This window comes from Acidobacteriota bacterium (assembly GCA_038040445.1).
GTDB classification, from domain to species: Bacteria; Acidobacteriota; Blastocatellia; order UBA7656; family UBA7656; genus Onstottus_A; species Onstottus_A frigus.
On the sequence record JBBPIG010000012.1, the window covers coordinates 21773 to 38643 of the forward strand.

At 59.0% G+C, this 16871-nt stretch carries 8 protein-coding genes; 3 read left to right on the plus strand and 5 right to left on the minus strand.

From position 1 onward, the window contains the following. Positions 1-2 precede the first annotated feature (2 nt). Complete coding sequence (locus AABO57_14455) at positions 3-4232, plus strand: molybdopterin cofactor-binding domain-containing protein (GenBank protein MEK6286937.1); 4230 nt, start codon at positions 3-5, stop codon at positions 4230-4232. Positions 4233-4281: 49 nt separating this feature from the next. Then, a complete protein-coding gene (locus tag AABO57_14460) occupies positions 4282-5994 on the plus strand; it encodes a multicopper oxidase domain-containing protein (GenBank protein ID MEK6286938.1) in 1713 nt (570 codons plus the stop codon). Between the two features lie 110 nt (positions 5995-6104). Here the strand turns inward: AABO57_14460 and AABO57_14465 are convergent, their stop codons facing one another. The 3 genes from AABO57_14465 to AABO57_14475 form a co-directional block, all read right to left on the minus strand. After that, positions 6105-8546, minus strand: coding sequence for an ABC transporter permease (locus AABO57_14465; GenBank protein ID MEK6286939.1), 2442 nt, complete (start codon positions 8544-8546; stop codon positions 6105-6107). A 158-nt stretch (positions 8547-8704) separates the two neighbouring features. Beyond that, entirely contained in the window at positions 8705-11110 is a 2406-nt protein-coding gene (locus AABO57_14470; GenBank protein ID MEK6286940.1) for an ABC transporter permease, read from the minus strand. A 168-nt stretch (positions 11111-11278) separates the two neighbouring features. Next, on the minus strand, positions 11279-13720 hold the full coding sequence (locus tag AABO57_14475) for an ABC transporter permease (GenBank protein ID MEK6286941.1): 2442 nt from the start codon (positions 13718-13720) through the stop codon (positions 11279-11281). Positions 13721-14364: 644 nt separating this feature from the next. Here AABO57_14475 and AABO57_14480 point away from each other — a divergent pair. After that, positions 14365-14883, plus strand: coding sequence for a hypothetical protein (locus AABO57_14480; protein ID MEK6286942.1), 519 nt, complete (start codon positions 14365-14367; stop codon positions 14881-14883). A 149-nt stretch (positions 14884-15032) separates the two neighbouring features. On the opposite strand, the gene AABO57_14485 is transcribed toward AABO57_14480, so the two are convergent. Beyond that, positions 15033-15467, minus strand: a complete 435-nt coding sequence (locus AABO57_14485) for a lipocalin-like domain-containing protein (protein ID MEK6286943.1) — start codon at positions 15465-15467, stop codon at positions 15033-15035. 146 nt (positions 15468-15613) lie between these two features. Beyond that, the gene (locus AABO57_14490) at positions 15614-16795 is read right to left on the minus strand and encodes a serine hydrolase domain-containing protein (GenBank protein ID MEK6286944.1); all 1182 of its coding nucleotides are present in this window, start codon (positions 16793-16795) and stop codon (positions 15614-15616) included. Between the last annotated feature and the right edge of the window lie 76 nt (positions 16796-16871).

Sequence of the window (16871 nt, forward strand, 5' to 3'; positions counted from 1 at the left end):
TCATGTCATCAACCCCTGAGACCGCCGGGCAATTCGCCGCCGATTTACGGTTCTGTCTGAACGGGTCAGACCTCGTCATCGAGTCAGTCGATCCCACGGTTCTGCTGGTGGACTGGCTGCGCTCTCCCAGCGTTGGTCTGACTGGCACAAAGAAGAGTTGCGCCCAGGGAGGCTGCGGCGCATGCACCGTGATGCTGTCCCGCTGGGATCAACCACAGGAACGTGTGGAATACCTGGCAATCAACTCGTGCCTTCGTCCGCTCTGTTCGTTGGATGGCATGGAAATCACCACCACGGAAGGCACGGGAAGCTGCCGCAGCAAACTCAGCCCCGTTCAGTACCGGATCGCAAAGGAGAACGGTTCTCAGTGCGGCTTCTGCACGCCCGGGTTCGTGATGAATATGCATGCGTTCCTCGCCACGAACCAGGAGCGGAACATGGGTCAGAAGGAGATCGAGGATCTCTTCGATGGCAACCTTTGCCGATGCACCGGGTACCGCGCGATTCTCTACGGCATGAAACACTTTGCCAGCGACTGGGGACCGGAAGACGAGGCCGGATGCTTGCACACCGTGGTTGACCCCGCCGAGCGCGTGCCGCATGCCCAGAAAGTGCACACATCTTTCCCCAGGGATTTGAAACGCCCTCCGCGCGCAGTGCACTACTCAAAGAACGGATACCACTGGTTTCGCCCCATCACCCTTGAACAGGTGCATGCCATCCTGGCCGAGCACGGGAGTATCGCGGAGGTGAAGCTCGTCGGCGGGAACACCTCGATCGGCGTGTACGACCGCTTTGTGGAAGATCCCCACGTGCTAATCGACATCTCCCAACTCGATGAGCTGCGTGGAATCGAAGTTGGGGAAGCCGGTCTCTCGTTCGGATCGGCAGTCACTTATGGCGAGCTCCTCAGCGAACTCGAGCGGCTGGTAGCAGACTCACCCCCCGAGCAACAGGCGGGCGTCGAAGCTCTGCGGTATATGGCGCGGCGGACCGCGGGCACGATAGTCCGCAACGCGGCTACGGTAGCCGGAAACACGATGCTGGTGGTGAGGCACATCCGGGAAGGCGAACCATTTCCTTCGGATATGTTCACTGCTCTCGCTTCGCTCGATGCCGCAGTCGAAGTCAGTCTCGACGGCGGAAAATCCATCGAGTTGCCGATCCTCGAGTTCGCTCACCAGTATCAGGATTCGAAGGAGCTACAAGACGGAGTACTGAAGCGCTATCACGTGCGGTGGACTAAACCGAATGAGTACGCCCGCACCTACAAGACTGCGCTGCGGGAAGAGAACGCGCATTCGATCGTGAACGCCGGCCTGCGGATCCGCTTCACCGATGGCGGCACGGTGGAAGACGCGGCCATCGTTCTGGGCGGCATCGGGCCGGTGGCCTTCCACGCGCGATCGGCCGAAAAGTTTCTGATCGGCAGGGCATGGGACGACAAGAGCTTGAAGCAAACGTTGAAGCGCGTGCGTGACGATGTTGCGGCGAATTTCAGGAAGAATCGGAAGCGCATGCGCGGGCTGCCCTATGAAGGATTCACCGAGGAGTACCGGACTCATCTGGCGGAGAGCTTCTTTTATCAGTTCTTTGTCCACGTTGCCGAGAAGCGCGCACCCGGCAGCATACCGCCGGACCTGCGATCGGCCGGCGAACGTCCCGTGCGCCCGGTCAGCAAGGGCAAACAGAGCTACGAAAAGTACAAGGACGAGTATCCGGTCGACCTGCCGCTCGTCAAGCTGGCCGCCTTCCTGCAAGCCACCGGCGAGGCGTGCTACACGCAGGACATCGCGGGGCCGGAGCGGACGATGGAATCCGCGGTGGTCACCAGCTCGCAGACGCTGGCCTCCATCGCCTATCGCATTCCCGACGGTGATAGCTATTGTCCGGTGGACGTCGACGGTCTGATTGCTTACTTAAAAACCCGGTATACCGGTTTTCAGGACTACGTCACTGCGAGCGACATCCCGAAAGGCGGCTCGCAAAGCGCTGAAGATCCCATCTTCGCAACAGACAAAGTCACCTACTTCGGACAGTGCATCGGCGTGGTGTTGGCAACAAACGAGCAACTCGCAATCGATATCGCCCATTTCATTTCAACCTCGTGCATCGAGTACACGCCGGCCGGGACCGCCATCCTGACCATAGCCGATGCCATTCGCAAGAAATCGATCTTCAAGGATTTGCCGCCGTATCCAGTCCACATCTGGAAGATTCGGCGGCCGGCCAGCGATATCTCGTGGACCAAAGCCGACAAGGCGGTCATCGACGGAATCCCCTGCCGGGTGGTCAGGGGGACACAGTTAAGCGGCTCGCAGATTCACTTCTACATGGAGACGCAGGCGTGCGTCGCCGTGCCGGGCGAGCGCGATGAGATGGTGGTCTACCCATCGAGCCAGAGTCCAGACTCCGTGCAAGGTGGCGTCCGCGGCATCCTGGCGGTCCCGGCCAGCCACGTCGACGTCAAGATCCAACGCGTGGGTGGTGGTTACGGCGGCAAGACCACCCGCTCCCCGTATGTAGCGTCCGCAGTGGCAGTCGCGGCCTGGAAGCATCATCGGCCGGTGCGGTTGGCCGTGCGCCGCGAAAACGACAGCGCAATGATCGGCCACCGCCACCCCCTGTTCAGTAAGTACGCCATAGCCATCGCCGATACCAGCGACCCCCACGAGAAGGGCCGCATCCTGGGTATCTCGACTGATTTCCATGCCGATGGCGGCGCTACCTACGACTGTTCGTTCGTGGTGATGGACTGCATTCAGCTCCGCTGCGACAGCGCGTACATGGTTCCCAACTATCAAACCTCGGGAGATGTCTGCCAAACAAACAAAGCGAGCAACACCGCAATGCGTTCGATGGGTTTGGTGCAGGGAATGCTGGCGCAGGAGGACGCGATTGAAGCGGCCGCGCACCGCATAGGGATGCTTGCCGAAGACGTCCGCGCAAAGAACCTCTACCAGCAAGGGCAGTTGACACCCTTCGGACAAGTCGTGGACTACTGTTATCTCGACGAGGTCTGGAAGCGCATAGCGAAGCTTTCCGATTTCGATCGCCGTCGCGCCAAGGTCGAGCAGTTCAACCAACAAAACCGCTGGCGCAAGCGGGGCATCTCGATGATTCCGGTGAAATACGGCAGTGGCTACAACGCGGCGTTTCTCGAGCAGGCCGGTGCGCTCGTGGAGGTCTATGACGAGGACGGCAGCGTCCTCCTGCGCCACGGCGGCGTGGAGATGGGTCAGGGGCTGCTGACGAAGGTCGCGCAGATCGCCGCGCGTGAACTGAACCTGCCGCTCTCGCTGATCGAGACCAGCGCGCTCGATACACAGGTGGTGCCCAATCCGATCAGCACCGGCGCCTCGACCGGCACGGCGTTCAACGGCGCCGCCGTCCAGGAGGCCTGCCGCGTTCTTCGCAGAAGGCTCGAGGATTACTGCCTCGACTTGCTGCAACAGAATGGGCCGGCGAAGTGCAAGAAGCAAGGCATCAACTTCTGGGACTACAGCGAAGGATGGAAGGCGACGGTTGAGGTCCAGGGTCACCCCACGCTGGTGTGGCTAAACATCGTCCAGGCGGCCGACAATGATCGCATAAATCTCTCTTCTCAGGTGCGCTTCGTGCAACAGGGCGGAGAAGCAATCGACTCCGGTTTGATCTTCAAGCAAGACGCTTCCAAACCGGTTTCCGAAACGGTCAATCACTTCACCGGGTTTACCTTCAGCGCTGCATGCACGGAAGTTGAAATCGATGTGCTCACCGGCGAAACCACCGTGCTGCGCGCCGACCTGGTATACGACATGGGCAAGAGTCTGAATCCGGCGATCGATATAGGTCAGGTCGAAGGCGCGTATGTCCAGGGTCTGGGATACGTGCTCACCGAGGATGTGATATTTCAACCGGACGGCCCCGCCCGCGGTGCGTTGAATACTGATAACACGTGGCGCTACAAGGTGCCGGCCACCACCACGATTCCGCTGGAATTCAACGTGGATCTGTTTCCGCGCTCGGATGCCCCGGAGGTCCCCGAGAACCCGTACGATCTGCTTTCGTCCAAGGAAGTCGGCGAGCCGCCGCTGGTACTGGCGATCACCGCGTACTTCGCGCTCAAGCACGCCGTCCTTGCCGCGCGGCGAGATCGTGGTCACCCGGAGTGGTTTTTCCTTGAAGCCCCGGCAACCGTTCAGCGCGTTCGCGAAGCGTGTCTGGTAGAAATCATCGATCTCAGAGTGTGAGCAGCAGAAGCATCGCCGGCCGAATAACTCTCGCGCTCAAGGAGCAAACATGAATCGAATCAAAAGACGTGACGTGCTCAAAGCCGGAGGCGCGGTGCTGGGAGGCGCGCTTCTGCAGAGCAAGACTAGAGCTCAGAATCGGCCTAGAGACTATCGGATCCTTGACTGTAAGTGGATCGAAAAAGTCATCGACGGCAACCGCGTACGGATGCGTACCTACAGCGGCGAGGTGCCCGGACCCCTGATCAAGACCCGACCCGGCGAGACCTTGCGGATTCGGGTGAAGAACTCGCTGCCGCCCTATGATTCCACGGGCTGGAACGGCGACCACAACGTTCCACATCAGCTCAATACCACCAACCTGCACCTACACGGCCTGGACATTCAGCCCCATTTGTTCGAGCCGCTGGGCACCGCCAATCCGCTTGCGGCAATGATCGCCATCGAGCCGGGCAGGCACTATGACTACAGCTTCAAGATCCCCGACGACCATCCACCCGGCCTGTACTGGTATCATCCGCACCATCACGGCTCGACCGCCGTTCAGGCGACCAGCGGGATGGCCGGCGCGGTGATCGTCTACGGCAACATAGATGAAGTTCCGGAGATCAAAGCCGCGCGCGACATTCACCTGGTGATGCAAGACCTCGGTCTTTTCCCGAGCGAGACGAATTCAAACGTATGGGTCTACGAGCCCAAGCAGAACGCCATCTGGCAGACATTCGGCGGCAACGTCACGATCTACGATCCGGCCACCCAGAAGAACACTCCCACGACGCTCAAAGGCGGTTTCTCGACCGGTGACTACGCGCTTCACTATTACCTGATCAACGGACAGGCTTTTTTCAAGGAAACGCACAACCAGAGCGCTCCGCAACAGCCAACCACCAAGCAGCTAAGCGTGCCCCGCTATACTCTTGCGCCAGGCGAAGTGGTTCGCTTCCGCATGCTCAACGGGTGCTCGGACAACATGATGCCCATCGTCGTAGAAGGGCACACCATGTACCTGGTTGCCCTGGATGGCGTCAATTTCCCGGCGCCTCAAGCGATTCCCACGCAGCCCATCACCGGCGCCAACGGGCAGGTTCTACTCGCTCCCGCAAACCGGGCTGAGTTTCTGATCAAAGCGAGCACGACCCCAAACATTTATCGAATCGTGCAGCTCGCGCAGAACCAGCAGTTCATCCAGAGCGACCAGAAGATCATCGCCGAGATCGAGGTGAAGGGCGCTCCCAAGGACATGCCGCTGCCGCAAAAGCTTCCGACTCCCTCTCGTTACTATCCACTGATTCAGCAGAATCAGGTCCAACAAATCCGAACGATCGCCTTCAGCGGAGCGTTTCCCGCAGTGATGAATCCTTACGTCGGCGGCGACTTCTCGATCAACAACACCCTGTACCAGGAAACTGCCGTACCCGAGGTGGTCGAACTCACGGGCGTCGAAGAATGGCAGATTCAAGTGGGTGACGCGCATCATGGCGGCACCGAAGGCCATCCCTTCCACATTCACGTGAACCATTTCGAAGTCATTTCGATCAACAACGTGAATCTGCCGCCCGGCACGATTCAAGACACGATCTGGGTCCCGGCCAATTCGACGGCGGTGATCAGGACGAAGTTCAAGCAGTGGACCGGCAAGGCGGTCTATCACTGTCACATTCTCCCTCACGAGGACACCGGGATGATGGCGAATTTCCTGATCGTCCCCAACACACCCGGCAAGCGGCGCGGCTCCGGCCACACTCGGACGCACGGAGGATAGAAGATAGAGGATCGAGGATCGAAGATAGAGGATAGAAAGGAAGCTATCCTCGATCCTCATCTCTATCCTCGATCGTCTATCCTCTATCCTCGATCTTCACGCGTCACGCTTCACTCGTATCTCAGCGCAACCATCGGGTCTACCTTTGCAGCTCTTCGCGCCGGCACGTAGCACGCTACCAGCGACACTCCCGCGAGCAGCAAAGCCACCACAACGTAGGTCAAGGGATCGGTTGCGCTCACACTGAACAGCAGACTCCGCATCACATAAGTCAACACGAGCGCTCCCACGAGACCGAGGCCGACTCCGGCCAATGACAGCTTCATTCCCTGCCCTACCACCATCGCCAGCACATCGGACACCCGCGCGCCGAGCGCCATGCGTATGCCGATCTCGTTCGTTCGATGGGCAACTGAATAGGACATCACGCCATACAAGCCAACCGACGCCAGGATCAGCGCGACAACCGCAAAGATGCCGAGCAGAGTCATCGTAAAGCGCCGCTGGGTCATCGAATCGGTGACCATACGTTCCATCGTGGTGACTCGGAACACAGGCAACTCGGGATCCACTTGCTGAATCGAGCCGCGCACGGCCCCAGCTAAACTTGCAGGCTCGGCCGCGGTTCGCGCAATCAGGAAGACGCCGGGCACCGGCAACTGGCGATGCGGTATGTAGTACTGAACCGGCGATTCTCCTTCAAGTCCCTTTGCCTTTACGTGGCCGGCCACGCCGACTACCTCTCGCCAGATGGGATTGCCCTGCGGGTCGCGCTGGAAGCTTATGCGTTTGCCGATCGGGTCTTCGCCGGCCCAGAACTTGCGCTCCATCGTTTCGTCGATGATTGCGACTTGAGGCGCATCCCTCACATCGCGATCGTCAAAGTAACGTCCTTTGAGGAGCGGAATCCCCATCGTCTGAAAGTAGGTGGAGCCCGCAAACCAACGATTGCCCCACGGCGACATTTCGCCCGGCGCAACCGTCCGCCCTTCAATGGAGAAGCTGCCGCTCGAGCCCGATCCGCTCATCGGCAAACTGGTGCATACACCGGCAGACTCGACGCCGGGCAGCGCTTTTATCTTTTCCAGCGCCTGTGCGAAGAAGGCATCGACCTGTTGCGGGTCTTTGTACCGGTTGGCCGGCAATGAAATCTGCATGGTCAGCACGTGGTCCGGTCTAAAGCCCGGGTTGACCTCTTGCAGCTTTTGAAAGCTCTTCAACAGCAGTCCAGCGCCAACCAGGAGCACCAGAGCCGCCCCCACTTCCACGACGACGAAAAGACCGCGCACGCTTCGCTGCGCCGAGCCGCTGCGGCCGCCTTCCTTCAACACCGCGTGCAAATCAGTCTTCGAAGTTTGCCATGCCGGGAACAGCCCGAACAGCACGCCGGTCAACAGCGAAACCCCGACGGTGAAAAATAATACGCGCGCATCGATGCCTATCTCATTCGAGCGCGGGATCCCGCCTTCGTTGAGCGATAGCAGCGCGCCTATTCCCCAATACGCGAGCGCCAACCCGATCGCTCCGCCGATGACCGCCAGCAGCACGCTCTCGGTGAGCAACTGCCGAATCACTCGCCCGCGCGCAGCGCCCAACGCCGAGCGAATCGCAATCTCTTTGTGCCGCAGCGCCGCCCGCGCCAGTAGAAGGTTCGCAACGTTCGCGCAGGCGATCAACAACACAAAAGCAACTGCCACCAGCAGCATCAGCAATTGCGGGCGAATCTCACCGACCGTGATCTCGCGCATCGAGCGAACCAGCAATCCCCAACTGCTCGGATCGTTCGCATCGCCGCCGCCAAAGTACTGCTCTCTCACGTTAGCCGCGATGGTATCCAATTCGGCCTGCGCCTGTGCGATCGTGACATTCGGTTTGAGTCTGGCGACGACAAACAAAAACTCATTTCGCCACCGTTGCGGGTTCAACTGTTCGGGAGTGAATCCGATCGGTGAATACAGGTCCGGCGCCTGGCCAGTTTCACGGCCGAACTGGAAATCTGGCGGCATGATACCGATCACTGTGTAGTTTTCGCCGTTGAGTCTGATGGTGTTGCCAACCAGATTGGGATCACCTCCAAAGCGTCGCTTCCACAATCCATCGGTGAGGACTACGACGCGATTATGTCCCGGCTGATCTTCTTCGGGCGAGAACACCTGTCCGCGCGCTGCTTCTACTCCAAGCGTGGGAAAGAAACTATGGGTTACAGCCATGCCCTGCAATCGTTCGGGATCACCCGCATCAGTCAGATTAACGGGCCAGCCTGTCCCAGCCGCCACCTCTTCGAATGAATCGCCGTGCTCGCGGTAGTGGGTATACCCACTCGCCGACACCCCGGCTTTGAGGTCGAGCTTAGGGTAGTTGTGATTGATCTGCACCAGCCGGTCCGAGTCTTTGTAGTTGAACGGGCGCAGCAGAATCGCATTGACGACGCTAAAAATCGCCGTGTTCGCGCCGATACCCAAAGCTAGCGCAATGACTGCAACCGCCGTGAAGCCGGGTTGCTTGAGCAGCATGCGCGCGCCGTAGCGAAGATCTTGAATCAGTGTTTCCATTATTCCTCCAGCTTTCGGGGTCCGGGTTCAGAGTTCAGGGTTCAGGGTTTCTGGTTTCTCGTTTCTGGTCTTTCGCTTCTGGCGTCTCTTTTCTGATATTGCTTACAAGACCGAACAAGAAACCAGAAACCCGGAACCCTGAGCTCTGAACACGGAACCTACTCGTATCTGAGCGCGATGATCGGGTCCACCTTCGTCGCCCGGCGAGCGGGCACGAAACAGGCTGCCAGAGCCACGCCTGTCAACACCGCCGGTATCACAACGAAGGTCAAAGGATCGGTTGCGCCGATGCCGAACAGTAACGTCGCCATCAATCGAGTCAGCGCGAACGCCGCCGCCAGTCCGATGCCGACCCCGGTGAGCGCCAGTATCATTCCCTGACCTACTACAAGCTTCAACACATCCGACTGTTGCGCTCCCAAGGCGGCGCGGATTCCAATCTCGTGCGTGCGTTGGGTAACTGAATAACTCATTACGCCGTACAGCCCTACGATCGAAAGAATGAGCGCCACCGCGGCGAATATGCCTAGAAGAAGCATAGAGAAGCGCTGCCTGGCCACGGATTCAGATACGAGCTGCTCGAGCGGTCTTATGCGCGAAACGGGCTGCTCTTTGTCAATCGCCAGCACCTCGCCTCGTATTGCCGCGCCGAGCGGCGCAAGGTTGCCCTCCGCGCGCACCACCAGAGTCATACCCGAGAACGGCATTTGTAGATACGGCTCGTACGTTTGCAGCGTTGTCGGTTGGGCCAGGCCATATTGCTTGACGCCGCCGACGATGCCGACGATCTCGCGGAAGACTTCAGGCCCTTGCGTTACGTGGATGCGTTGGCCGATTGGATCCTGATCGGGAAAGTATCTCTTTGCCATCTCCTCATTGATGACCGCTACTCTCGGCGCGTCCTTTTTGTCTTGCTCGGTGAACACGCGCCCCCTCATCAGTGGAATACCCATCGCCTTGAAGTAGTCAGGCGTAACCGCATAGTAGTTCGTGCTGGGGTCTTCGCCCGGAGCGTCAGGCGGCCGGCCTTGAATCTTGAAGCCGAGCAGATAGTCGCCCTGAATCGGAAGCGACTGACTCGCTCCAACTGCTACAACGCCGGGAAGCGCGGAAATTTTTTCGATCAACTGGGTGAAGAAAGCGGAACGCTGATCGTTCTGCGTGTACTTCCTCCCCGGCAACGACACGGTTACCGCCAGTGCGTTGCTGGGATTGAACCCTGGATTGACTTGCTGCAACCGATAGAAGCTGCGAATCAGCAAACCTGCGCCAACCAGCAGGAGAAGGGCGAGAGCAACTTCAGTAACCACCAGCGCCCCGCGAACGCGATGGTGCCCTCCTGTAGTGCCGCGCCCGCCTTCCTTGAGCGTCTCATTGAGATTCGGGTTGGACGCTTGCAGAGCCGGGACCAGTCCAAAGATCACGCCTGTCAGCAAGGTTACGAGCAAGGTAAAGCCAAGCACCCCAGCATCGAGCGTGACATCTTTCACACGCGGCAGGTCTTGCGGAGCGAGCGCGAGCAGCGAACCGATGCCCCACTTCGCGAGCAGCAATCCCACAGCTCCACCTGCCAGCGCCAGCAGAACGCTCTCCGTTAGAAGCTGCCGAGCCACGCGCCAGCGGCTGGCGCCCAGCGCCGCGCGAATCGCAATCTCTTTTTGCCGCACCGTTGAGCGAGCCAGCAGCAGGTTAGCCACATTGGCGCAGGCGATCAGCAACACCAGCGCGACTGCGCCCAGCAGCACGAGCAGCGCCGGCTTGATATCGCGCACGTCGTACTCTTGCATTGGGAAAACACTTATCCCCCAACCGGCATTGGTATCTTGATATTGCTCGGCCAAACGCTCCGCGATAGCGTTCATGTCAGTGCGCGCCTGCTCTGCGGTCGCGCCAGGCTTCAGGCGCCCGATCACAGAAAGGAAGTGCGAGCCGTGTGCTTGAGCGTCTCTGGCCGTGAAAGCTACAGGCGCCCACAGATCTGTTTCACGGTCGGGGAATCCGAAGCCCGCCGGCATGACGCCGATGACCGTGAAGCTGATTCCGCTGAGCGTTATCGTCTGGCCGAGGACGTTTGGATCAGCCGCGAATCGCCGCTTCCACAGACCGTTGCTAAGAATGACCACGTTCTCGCGGCCCGGTTGATCCTCTTCCTCGAGAAACGTGCGCCCGAGCGCCGGGATTGCGCCAAGCATTTCAAACAGGCCCGCTGAAACGCGCGCGCCGCGAAGCCGCTCCGGTTCCGCTCCTTCGCCAACCAGATTGTAAGCAGCGCCATTGATCGCAACGAGCTTCTCGAAAACCGTGTTCTGCTTCTGCCAATCGAGGAAGTTTCCAGGCGAGACACTAAACTCGGGAAACTGCGGCGGCTTTTTCTCCCTCACGACCATCAGCCGATCAGGGTCTTCGTACGGAATTGGACGCAGCAGAACAGTATTCACCACGCTGAAGATTGCGGCGTTGGCTCCGATGCCCAGAGCAAGCGCGATAACCGCCACAACTGCAAAACCGGGGTTCTTCAAAAGCATCCGAATGCCGTAGCGCAAGTCCTGCAATAACGTTTCCATTAGACCTCCGAGTTCAGTTTCAGGGTTCCGGTTCAGAGTTCCAGGTTCCGGGTTCGTAGTCCCGCCTTCAGGCGGAAGGTTGTCTAACTAGCTTCTACCAACGCGGCTACGAACTTCCGCCTGAAGGCGGGACTACGAACCCGGAACCCCGAACCCGGAACCACGAACCTATTCGTATCTTAGAGCGACCATCGGATCGACTTTCGTAGCCCTGCGAGCCGGCACATAACAAGCCAGCAGCGCAACGCACGTCAACAACAACGCAAGCAGCGCGAACGTTGCCGGATCGGTGGCGCTCATACCGAACAACAGACTCGCCATCAACCTGGTCAAGACGAATGCCGCGCCCAGACCGATTCCGACTCCGAGCAGCGCCAGCCTCATCCCCTTCTTCAGCACAAGACTGAGGATGTCGCGCCGCGGCGCGCCCAAAGCCAATCGCACACCAATCTCCGGAGTGTGCTGCACGACGAAATAAGCCAGCACGCCATAAATCCCCAACGTGGCCAGCAGCAGAGCAACGGCGGCAAAGATCACCAGCAGAGTCATGCCCAACCGCCGCATCGCAGTCTCCTGGCCAAGCACTTCATCCATCGTCCGAATGTTCGAGACAGGTTGATCAGGATCGATCGCGTGAATCGCCTCACGCACGGCTGCGGCAAGGCTCAACGGATCAACCGCCGTGCGCACGGCCAAATCGCGCGGCGCGTAGAACTGGTGATCCGGAATTTGACGCTGAGGCAAATACATCTCGGCCTTGACCGGCTCGTCGATTCCCATTTGCCGCACGTCGCCGGCGATGCCGGCGATAGTTATCCACGGCCTCTTAGTTTCCGGGCCGCCAAGCTTGAAGCGTTTGCCCACTGCGTCTCCACCCGGCCAATACTCGCGAGCCATTGTTTCGTTGACCACTGCGACGGGAAGTGTCTGCTCATTGTCGCCGTCGTCGAAATAGCGTCCTTGCCGCAGCGGGATGCCCATGGTCTTCAGATAGTCGCCGATTATCTGACGATGATTCGCGTCGTAGGACAGGCCTCCCGCGCGAGATTCTTCGACCGTGAGGCCCTCCGGGTAGAAGCCGCTCGTGCCGCCCTTCCACTCCAACGGAACTGTGGTGGCGTACCCGGCGGAGATGACTCCCGGCAACGCTTTCACGCGCTCGAGCACTTGATTGTAAAAGGGTGTGCGTTCATTTTGTTCGCGGTATTTGTATCGCGGCAGCACTGTTCGCACCGTCAGCACGTTTTGCGGCCGCAACCCCGAGTATTGATCGCGCAGCTTGAGGAAGGTTTGAATCAGAAGCCCCGCGCCAACCAGCAACACCAACGCCAAAGCGACTTCAGCGACGACCATCACGCTGCGCAGCCTGTTGCCTCCCGCGCTCAAGCCCGAGCGCCCGCCGCTCTGTTTCAACGCCTCGTGAAGATCGATCTTTGACGCTTGCAGCGCCGGGGCTAAGCCGAAGACGGCGCCGGTGACTAACGAAACAAGCAAGGTGTAGCCAAGCACTCGCAGATCCAGCTCGAGGTTGGTCGAGAGAGCCAGAGCATCGGGGATGAGGCGCTTCAAGAAGGCAAAGCTCCACCAGGCGAGCAACACCCCGAGCACCGCGCCGGTCATCGACAGGAGGATGCTTTCAGTCAACAACTGCCGCACGATTCGCGATCGGCCCGCGCCAAGCGCCAAGCGCACCGCGATCTCGCGCTTGCGACTCGCCGCGCGTGACAGCAAGAGGTTTGCGATGTTCGCACAAGCAATCAGCAGCACGAATCCGACTGCTACTAGCAGGACGAGCAGCGGGCGCCGCAGATCGCCGGCCAACTGCTCGCGCAGGCTCATCACGTAAGCGCTGATCCGTCCGGCTTCATCTGGATAGTCGCGCGCTATGCGCTGCTGAATCGTTTCAATGTCGGCATTCGCTTGCTGCAAGGTAACGCCTTGCTTCATTCGCGCGACAACCTGCAGGTAGTGACTTCCGCGCTGGGTCAATTGCTGCGAGGTGAAAGCCATCGGCACCCAGAGTCCGATCTCGCTTTCCAAAAACTGAAAGCCCGCCGGCATCACACCAACTACGGTGTGTTTATCGCCGCTAAGCAGAAGCTCACGCCCGATGATGCTTTGCTCGCCGCCGTAACGCTGCTGCCAGAGCCCGTAGCTGAGCACGACCACCTTGTTGGCTTCCGGCTTGTCGTCTTCCGGCAAAAAGACCCCGCCTAGGACAGGGTTGACGCCGAGCAGCGGGAAGAAACTAGCGGTCGCTCCATAAGCCGCGACTTTCTCAGGCTCGCCGTCGCCCGTCAGGTTAAAGCTGCGTTCATCAAGGGCGCCGATGTCTTCGAATACCTGATTCTGCGATTTCCAATCGGCGTAGTTGGCCGGCGCGGGCGTGTTGCGCGGGAACCCGGCGAATGATACGTCTTCCCAAACCATCACCAGGCGGTCCGGTTCATGGAAGGGCAACGACCGCAGCAACACTGCATTCACCACACTGAAGATGGCTGTGTTCGCGCCGATCCCCAACGCCAGCGAAAGCACGGCGATCGATGCAAAACCTGGATTCCTGGCCAGCATCCGACCCCCGTAACGCAAGTCCTGCAACAACGCTTCCATTAGTCCTCCGAATTCCCGGTTCAGGGTTCAGGGTTTCTGGTTTTTGGTTTCTGGTTTATGGTTCTTGGCTCCAGTCTCGTAACCAAAAATCAGAAAGAGACGCCCAGAAACGAGAAACCAGAAACCCGAAACTCTGAACCCGGGACCCTGAACCTATTCAGTTCCGAAGTAAGTGGCGCACCACGGCTTCAGGTTTCATTCTCGTCGTTAGAAATGATGCCTTGCTCGAATCTGACTTTTACTAGAGAGCAATACGCTAGTTTCACACTTGAGAATGCTCCGCTCGAAACACACCAATACCCGGACACGGATGCACCCCACGACATACCAATCTTCGTGCCAATAATTTCCGTTAGCTAAACCGCGTGAACAAGAGAGAAAGTAGCGCGCCGGTTTTTTGCCCGTGTGAGCCCATGTTCGATTCCGACAATGGCTTTCCCAAGGATGGACTTCATTAACATGACACTGAAGGTTAGCCTTGTATCAACCGAGCATTGTTGATAGTCTCGAAGAGTCAGCTACCCCGTCGACGCCTCGAGGTTCCTCACCCGCCGCACTTGCGCAAAGTGCTCTTGAATAGAAAACATAGGTAGCACCCGATGCTACCTATTCGAAATAACCGCTTACTGAAAGGAGTTTGTCACATGAGACGTTTTGCGTTAGCTCTTTCGATGTTTCTCTTAATGCTGTTGGCTTCGACGACAATATCGTCGGCCAAGGGTCCGAAGATCATCAACAATCACGCGTTTGGTTCAACGCCTAACATAACGATTAGAGGCGTCGAGGCGGGTGCCGCTCCCTGGGTCGTGGACAATGGCAAGGTGATGCTCGATTCCAAAGGCCGGCTTCGAGTGTTCGTTACGAGATTGGTTATCGGGGAAGGCGCTCTGGCCAACGGGGATCCGGTTCCGGCAAATGTGGTTGGAACCGTCGCAACAGTCACCACCGTTCACGCGGCTTTGACGTGCGGCGGGCCAGGCGGCGGAGTTCCATTCACAATCACTTCGACCGACGGCGTGCCGATCGACTCGGACGGCGACTTCGAGATAGACGCTCAAGTATCGATACCGTCTGTCTGCGCGCAGCCGATAGTGCTCATTCGAATCGGGACACCGGCAGCGCCGGGGCCGTGGATTGCGGCTTCGGAGCTCCCGGGAAACTAACTCTAGAATGCCGCCCAGCGCGCTTCTATCAAGTCAACCTGCGCGAAAATCGGGGGCGAGGAAACGTGCGATGGCAATGTTTCTGTCGCCCCCTTTGTTTCGCATGTCAACCTGGAGAGTTCTCGGTTTCACTTCGTGCTAAGATCACCTCAGACGGTGCCGCGTTCAAGGTTCTCGCGAGGCGTTATGCGCTCCCAGATCACGCGGCGGGTTGGCGAAGGCCTAAGAACAAGAACGTCGCCTGAGAATGTGAACTCTCGTCGCAAAACCTTCCCCACGCTGTCAGGGAGAACGTGGCCTTCAACGCGGTGAATGACGCTGCGGTTTACTTCGTCGACTTCGTATGAGCCGAAGAACGCAGTGAACTCATCGAGAGCCTCTTTGATTTCTTCGGCGGGCAGGCTTTGCCAGCCGGCCGATGAAAGCGGCGCGCGGTGTCGTTTCATGATCTGGACCGACATTCGACCCGATGAATCGTAGATGAGCAACCCCGCCGCATCCTGGCCGTAAGGGTGAACGACTTCGCCGTCAGGCCCATCTTCTTCGAACGCGACCAGTCGCCAGGCTCCAATGAATCTTTCCATTGGTGGAATTCTATTACAATACCAGTGTCGGTACCACACAGGGATCTTCGAAGACGTGGTCGGCGCAACACCTCGGTTGAGTTTCGCGGATTCACGCGGTGGGCTTCGGTGCCGTCCATAGGTTCGCTGGTTCAGATGACCGGCCCTCAACGCGCTGGCGTCGTCCGAAGCGCGGCTTTTGCCAGGTCGTCAAGCAACTCTTTCAGCGATCGCTTCACAACAGAATCGTCGCTCGTGTTGATCTGGAGAGCGACCCCGATCCGTTCTTTCGGATACCACCGCACCTGCGTGAAGTATCCGGGGAAGTAACCGCCATGGCCGTAAGCTTCGCCGAGCGGCGTCGGCTCGACCTCCACTCCGAGCCCGGAGCGCGAGCCTTTGCCCAGATCCGGCGCGTCAACTGTCGTGAGGACATCGGGCAGCAGTTTCCGACTGAACGCCCGCCCTTCGCAGAAGTCGGCGATCCAGCGGGCGAGGTCCCGTGGGTTGGTGACAAAGCCTCCGCCGCCCCACTCAAACCGGGGATCGAATGTGAGCGCGCCGCCGACGAGGATTTTGTCGCCGCCGAACGGATTCTTCGCCCCCGCGTAGCCGGGGATGAGTCCCGGAATCCTGGGTCGGTCCGCCGCAACGATTCGCGTCAGACGGAGCGGCTTCAGGATGCGGCGTCGAATCTCATCGTAGGCTCGCCTCCCGGTGACCTGCTCGACGACGAAAGCGAGCACCTGGTAATTGATGTCCGAGTACGAGAATGCTGCGCCTGCGGCGTTGACAGGCTTCGAGCCTGAGATCGACTTCACTGCTTCGAGCGGACTGCGCTCTTTGCCAGGCGACTCAACGAGCGCCTGCATGAACTTTTCGCCATAGCCCGGCAGCCCGCTTGTGTGGTTCAGGAGCATGCGCACAGTGATCGTGCTTGCGTTAGGGAGTTCGGCGAACCACGGCTCATTGCCCAGATACTTAGAGATCTTGTCGTCCAGCGAGAGCCGTCCCTCAGCGACGAGTTGCAGTGCGAGCGCCGCGAAGAGCGTCTTGCCCACGCTGCCCCCGTGCATGAGGTCGCTCTCTTTCATAGGGGTCTTCGTTTCGCGATCCGAGTAGCCGACCGCTACGGCGAACGAGTTGCCATCGGCGTAATAGACACCGGTGATGGCGCCGGGAAATCCGCTCTCGTTTCGGAAGTTCTCCAACACCCCTCGCACGTTTTCGCGCCGGGTCTTGACGCTCCGTTGCGATGAGGTCTGATGACGGTCAAAGGCCAGGGCCGAGAAACAGACGGCGAGAAGCGAGACGGCGAGCGTCGCGCGACGAAGAAAGATGACGAGCATAAAGAGTGTTTCCCCCGAGAGATATTTGATGGTGCGCGCACCCAAAAGCGATCGAGCATTACGTAGACAAGGACGT

Excerpts from the sequence above, each read along its gene's own strand:
- AABO57_14455 (MEK6286937.1), top strand. The coding sequence starts at position 3 with ATGTCATCAACCCCTGAGACCGCCGGGCAATTCGCCGCCGATTTACGG.
- AABO57_14460 (MEK6286938.1), top strand. The coding sequence starts at position 4,282 with ATGAATCGAATCAAAAGACGTGACGTGCTCAAAGCCGGAGGCGCGGTG.
- AABO57_14465 (MEK6286939.1), bottom strand. The coding sequence starts at position 8,546 with ATGGAAACACTGATTCAAGATCTTCGCTACGGCGCGCGCATGCTGCTC.
- AABO57_14470 (MEK6286940.1), bottom strand. The coding sequence starts at position 11,110 with ATGGAAACGTTATTGCAGGACTTGCGCTACGGCATTCGGATGCTTTTG.
- AABO57_14475 (MEK6286941.1), bottom strand. The coding sequence starts at position 13,720 with ATGGAAGCGTTGTTGCAGGACTTGCGTTACGGGGGTCGGATGCTGGCC.
- AABO57_14480 (MEK6286942.1), top strand. The coding sequence starts at position 14,365 with ATGAGACGTTTTGCGTTAGCTCTTTCGATGTTTCTCTTAATGCTGTTG.
- AABO57_14485 (MEK6286943.1), bottom strand. The coding sequence starts at position 15,467 with ATGGAAAGATTCATTGGAGCCTGGCGACTGGTCGCGTTCGAAGAAGAT.
- AABO57_14490 (MEK6286944.1), bottom strand. The coding sequence starts at position 16,795 with ATGCTCGTCATCTTTCTTCGTCGCGCGACGCTCGCCGTCTCGCTTCTC.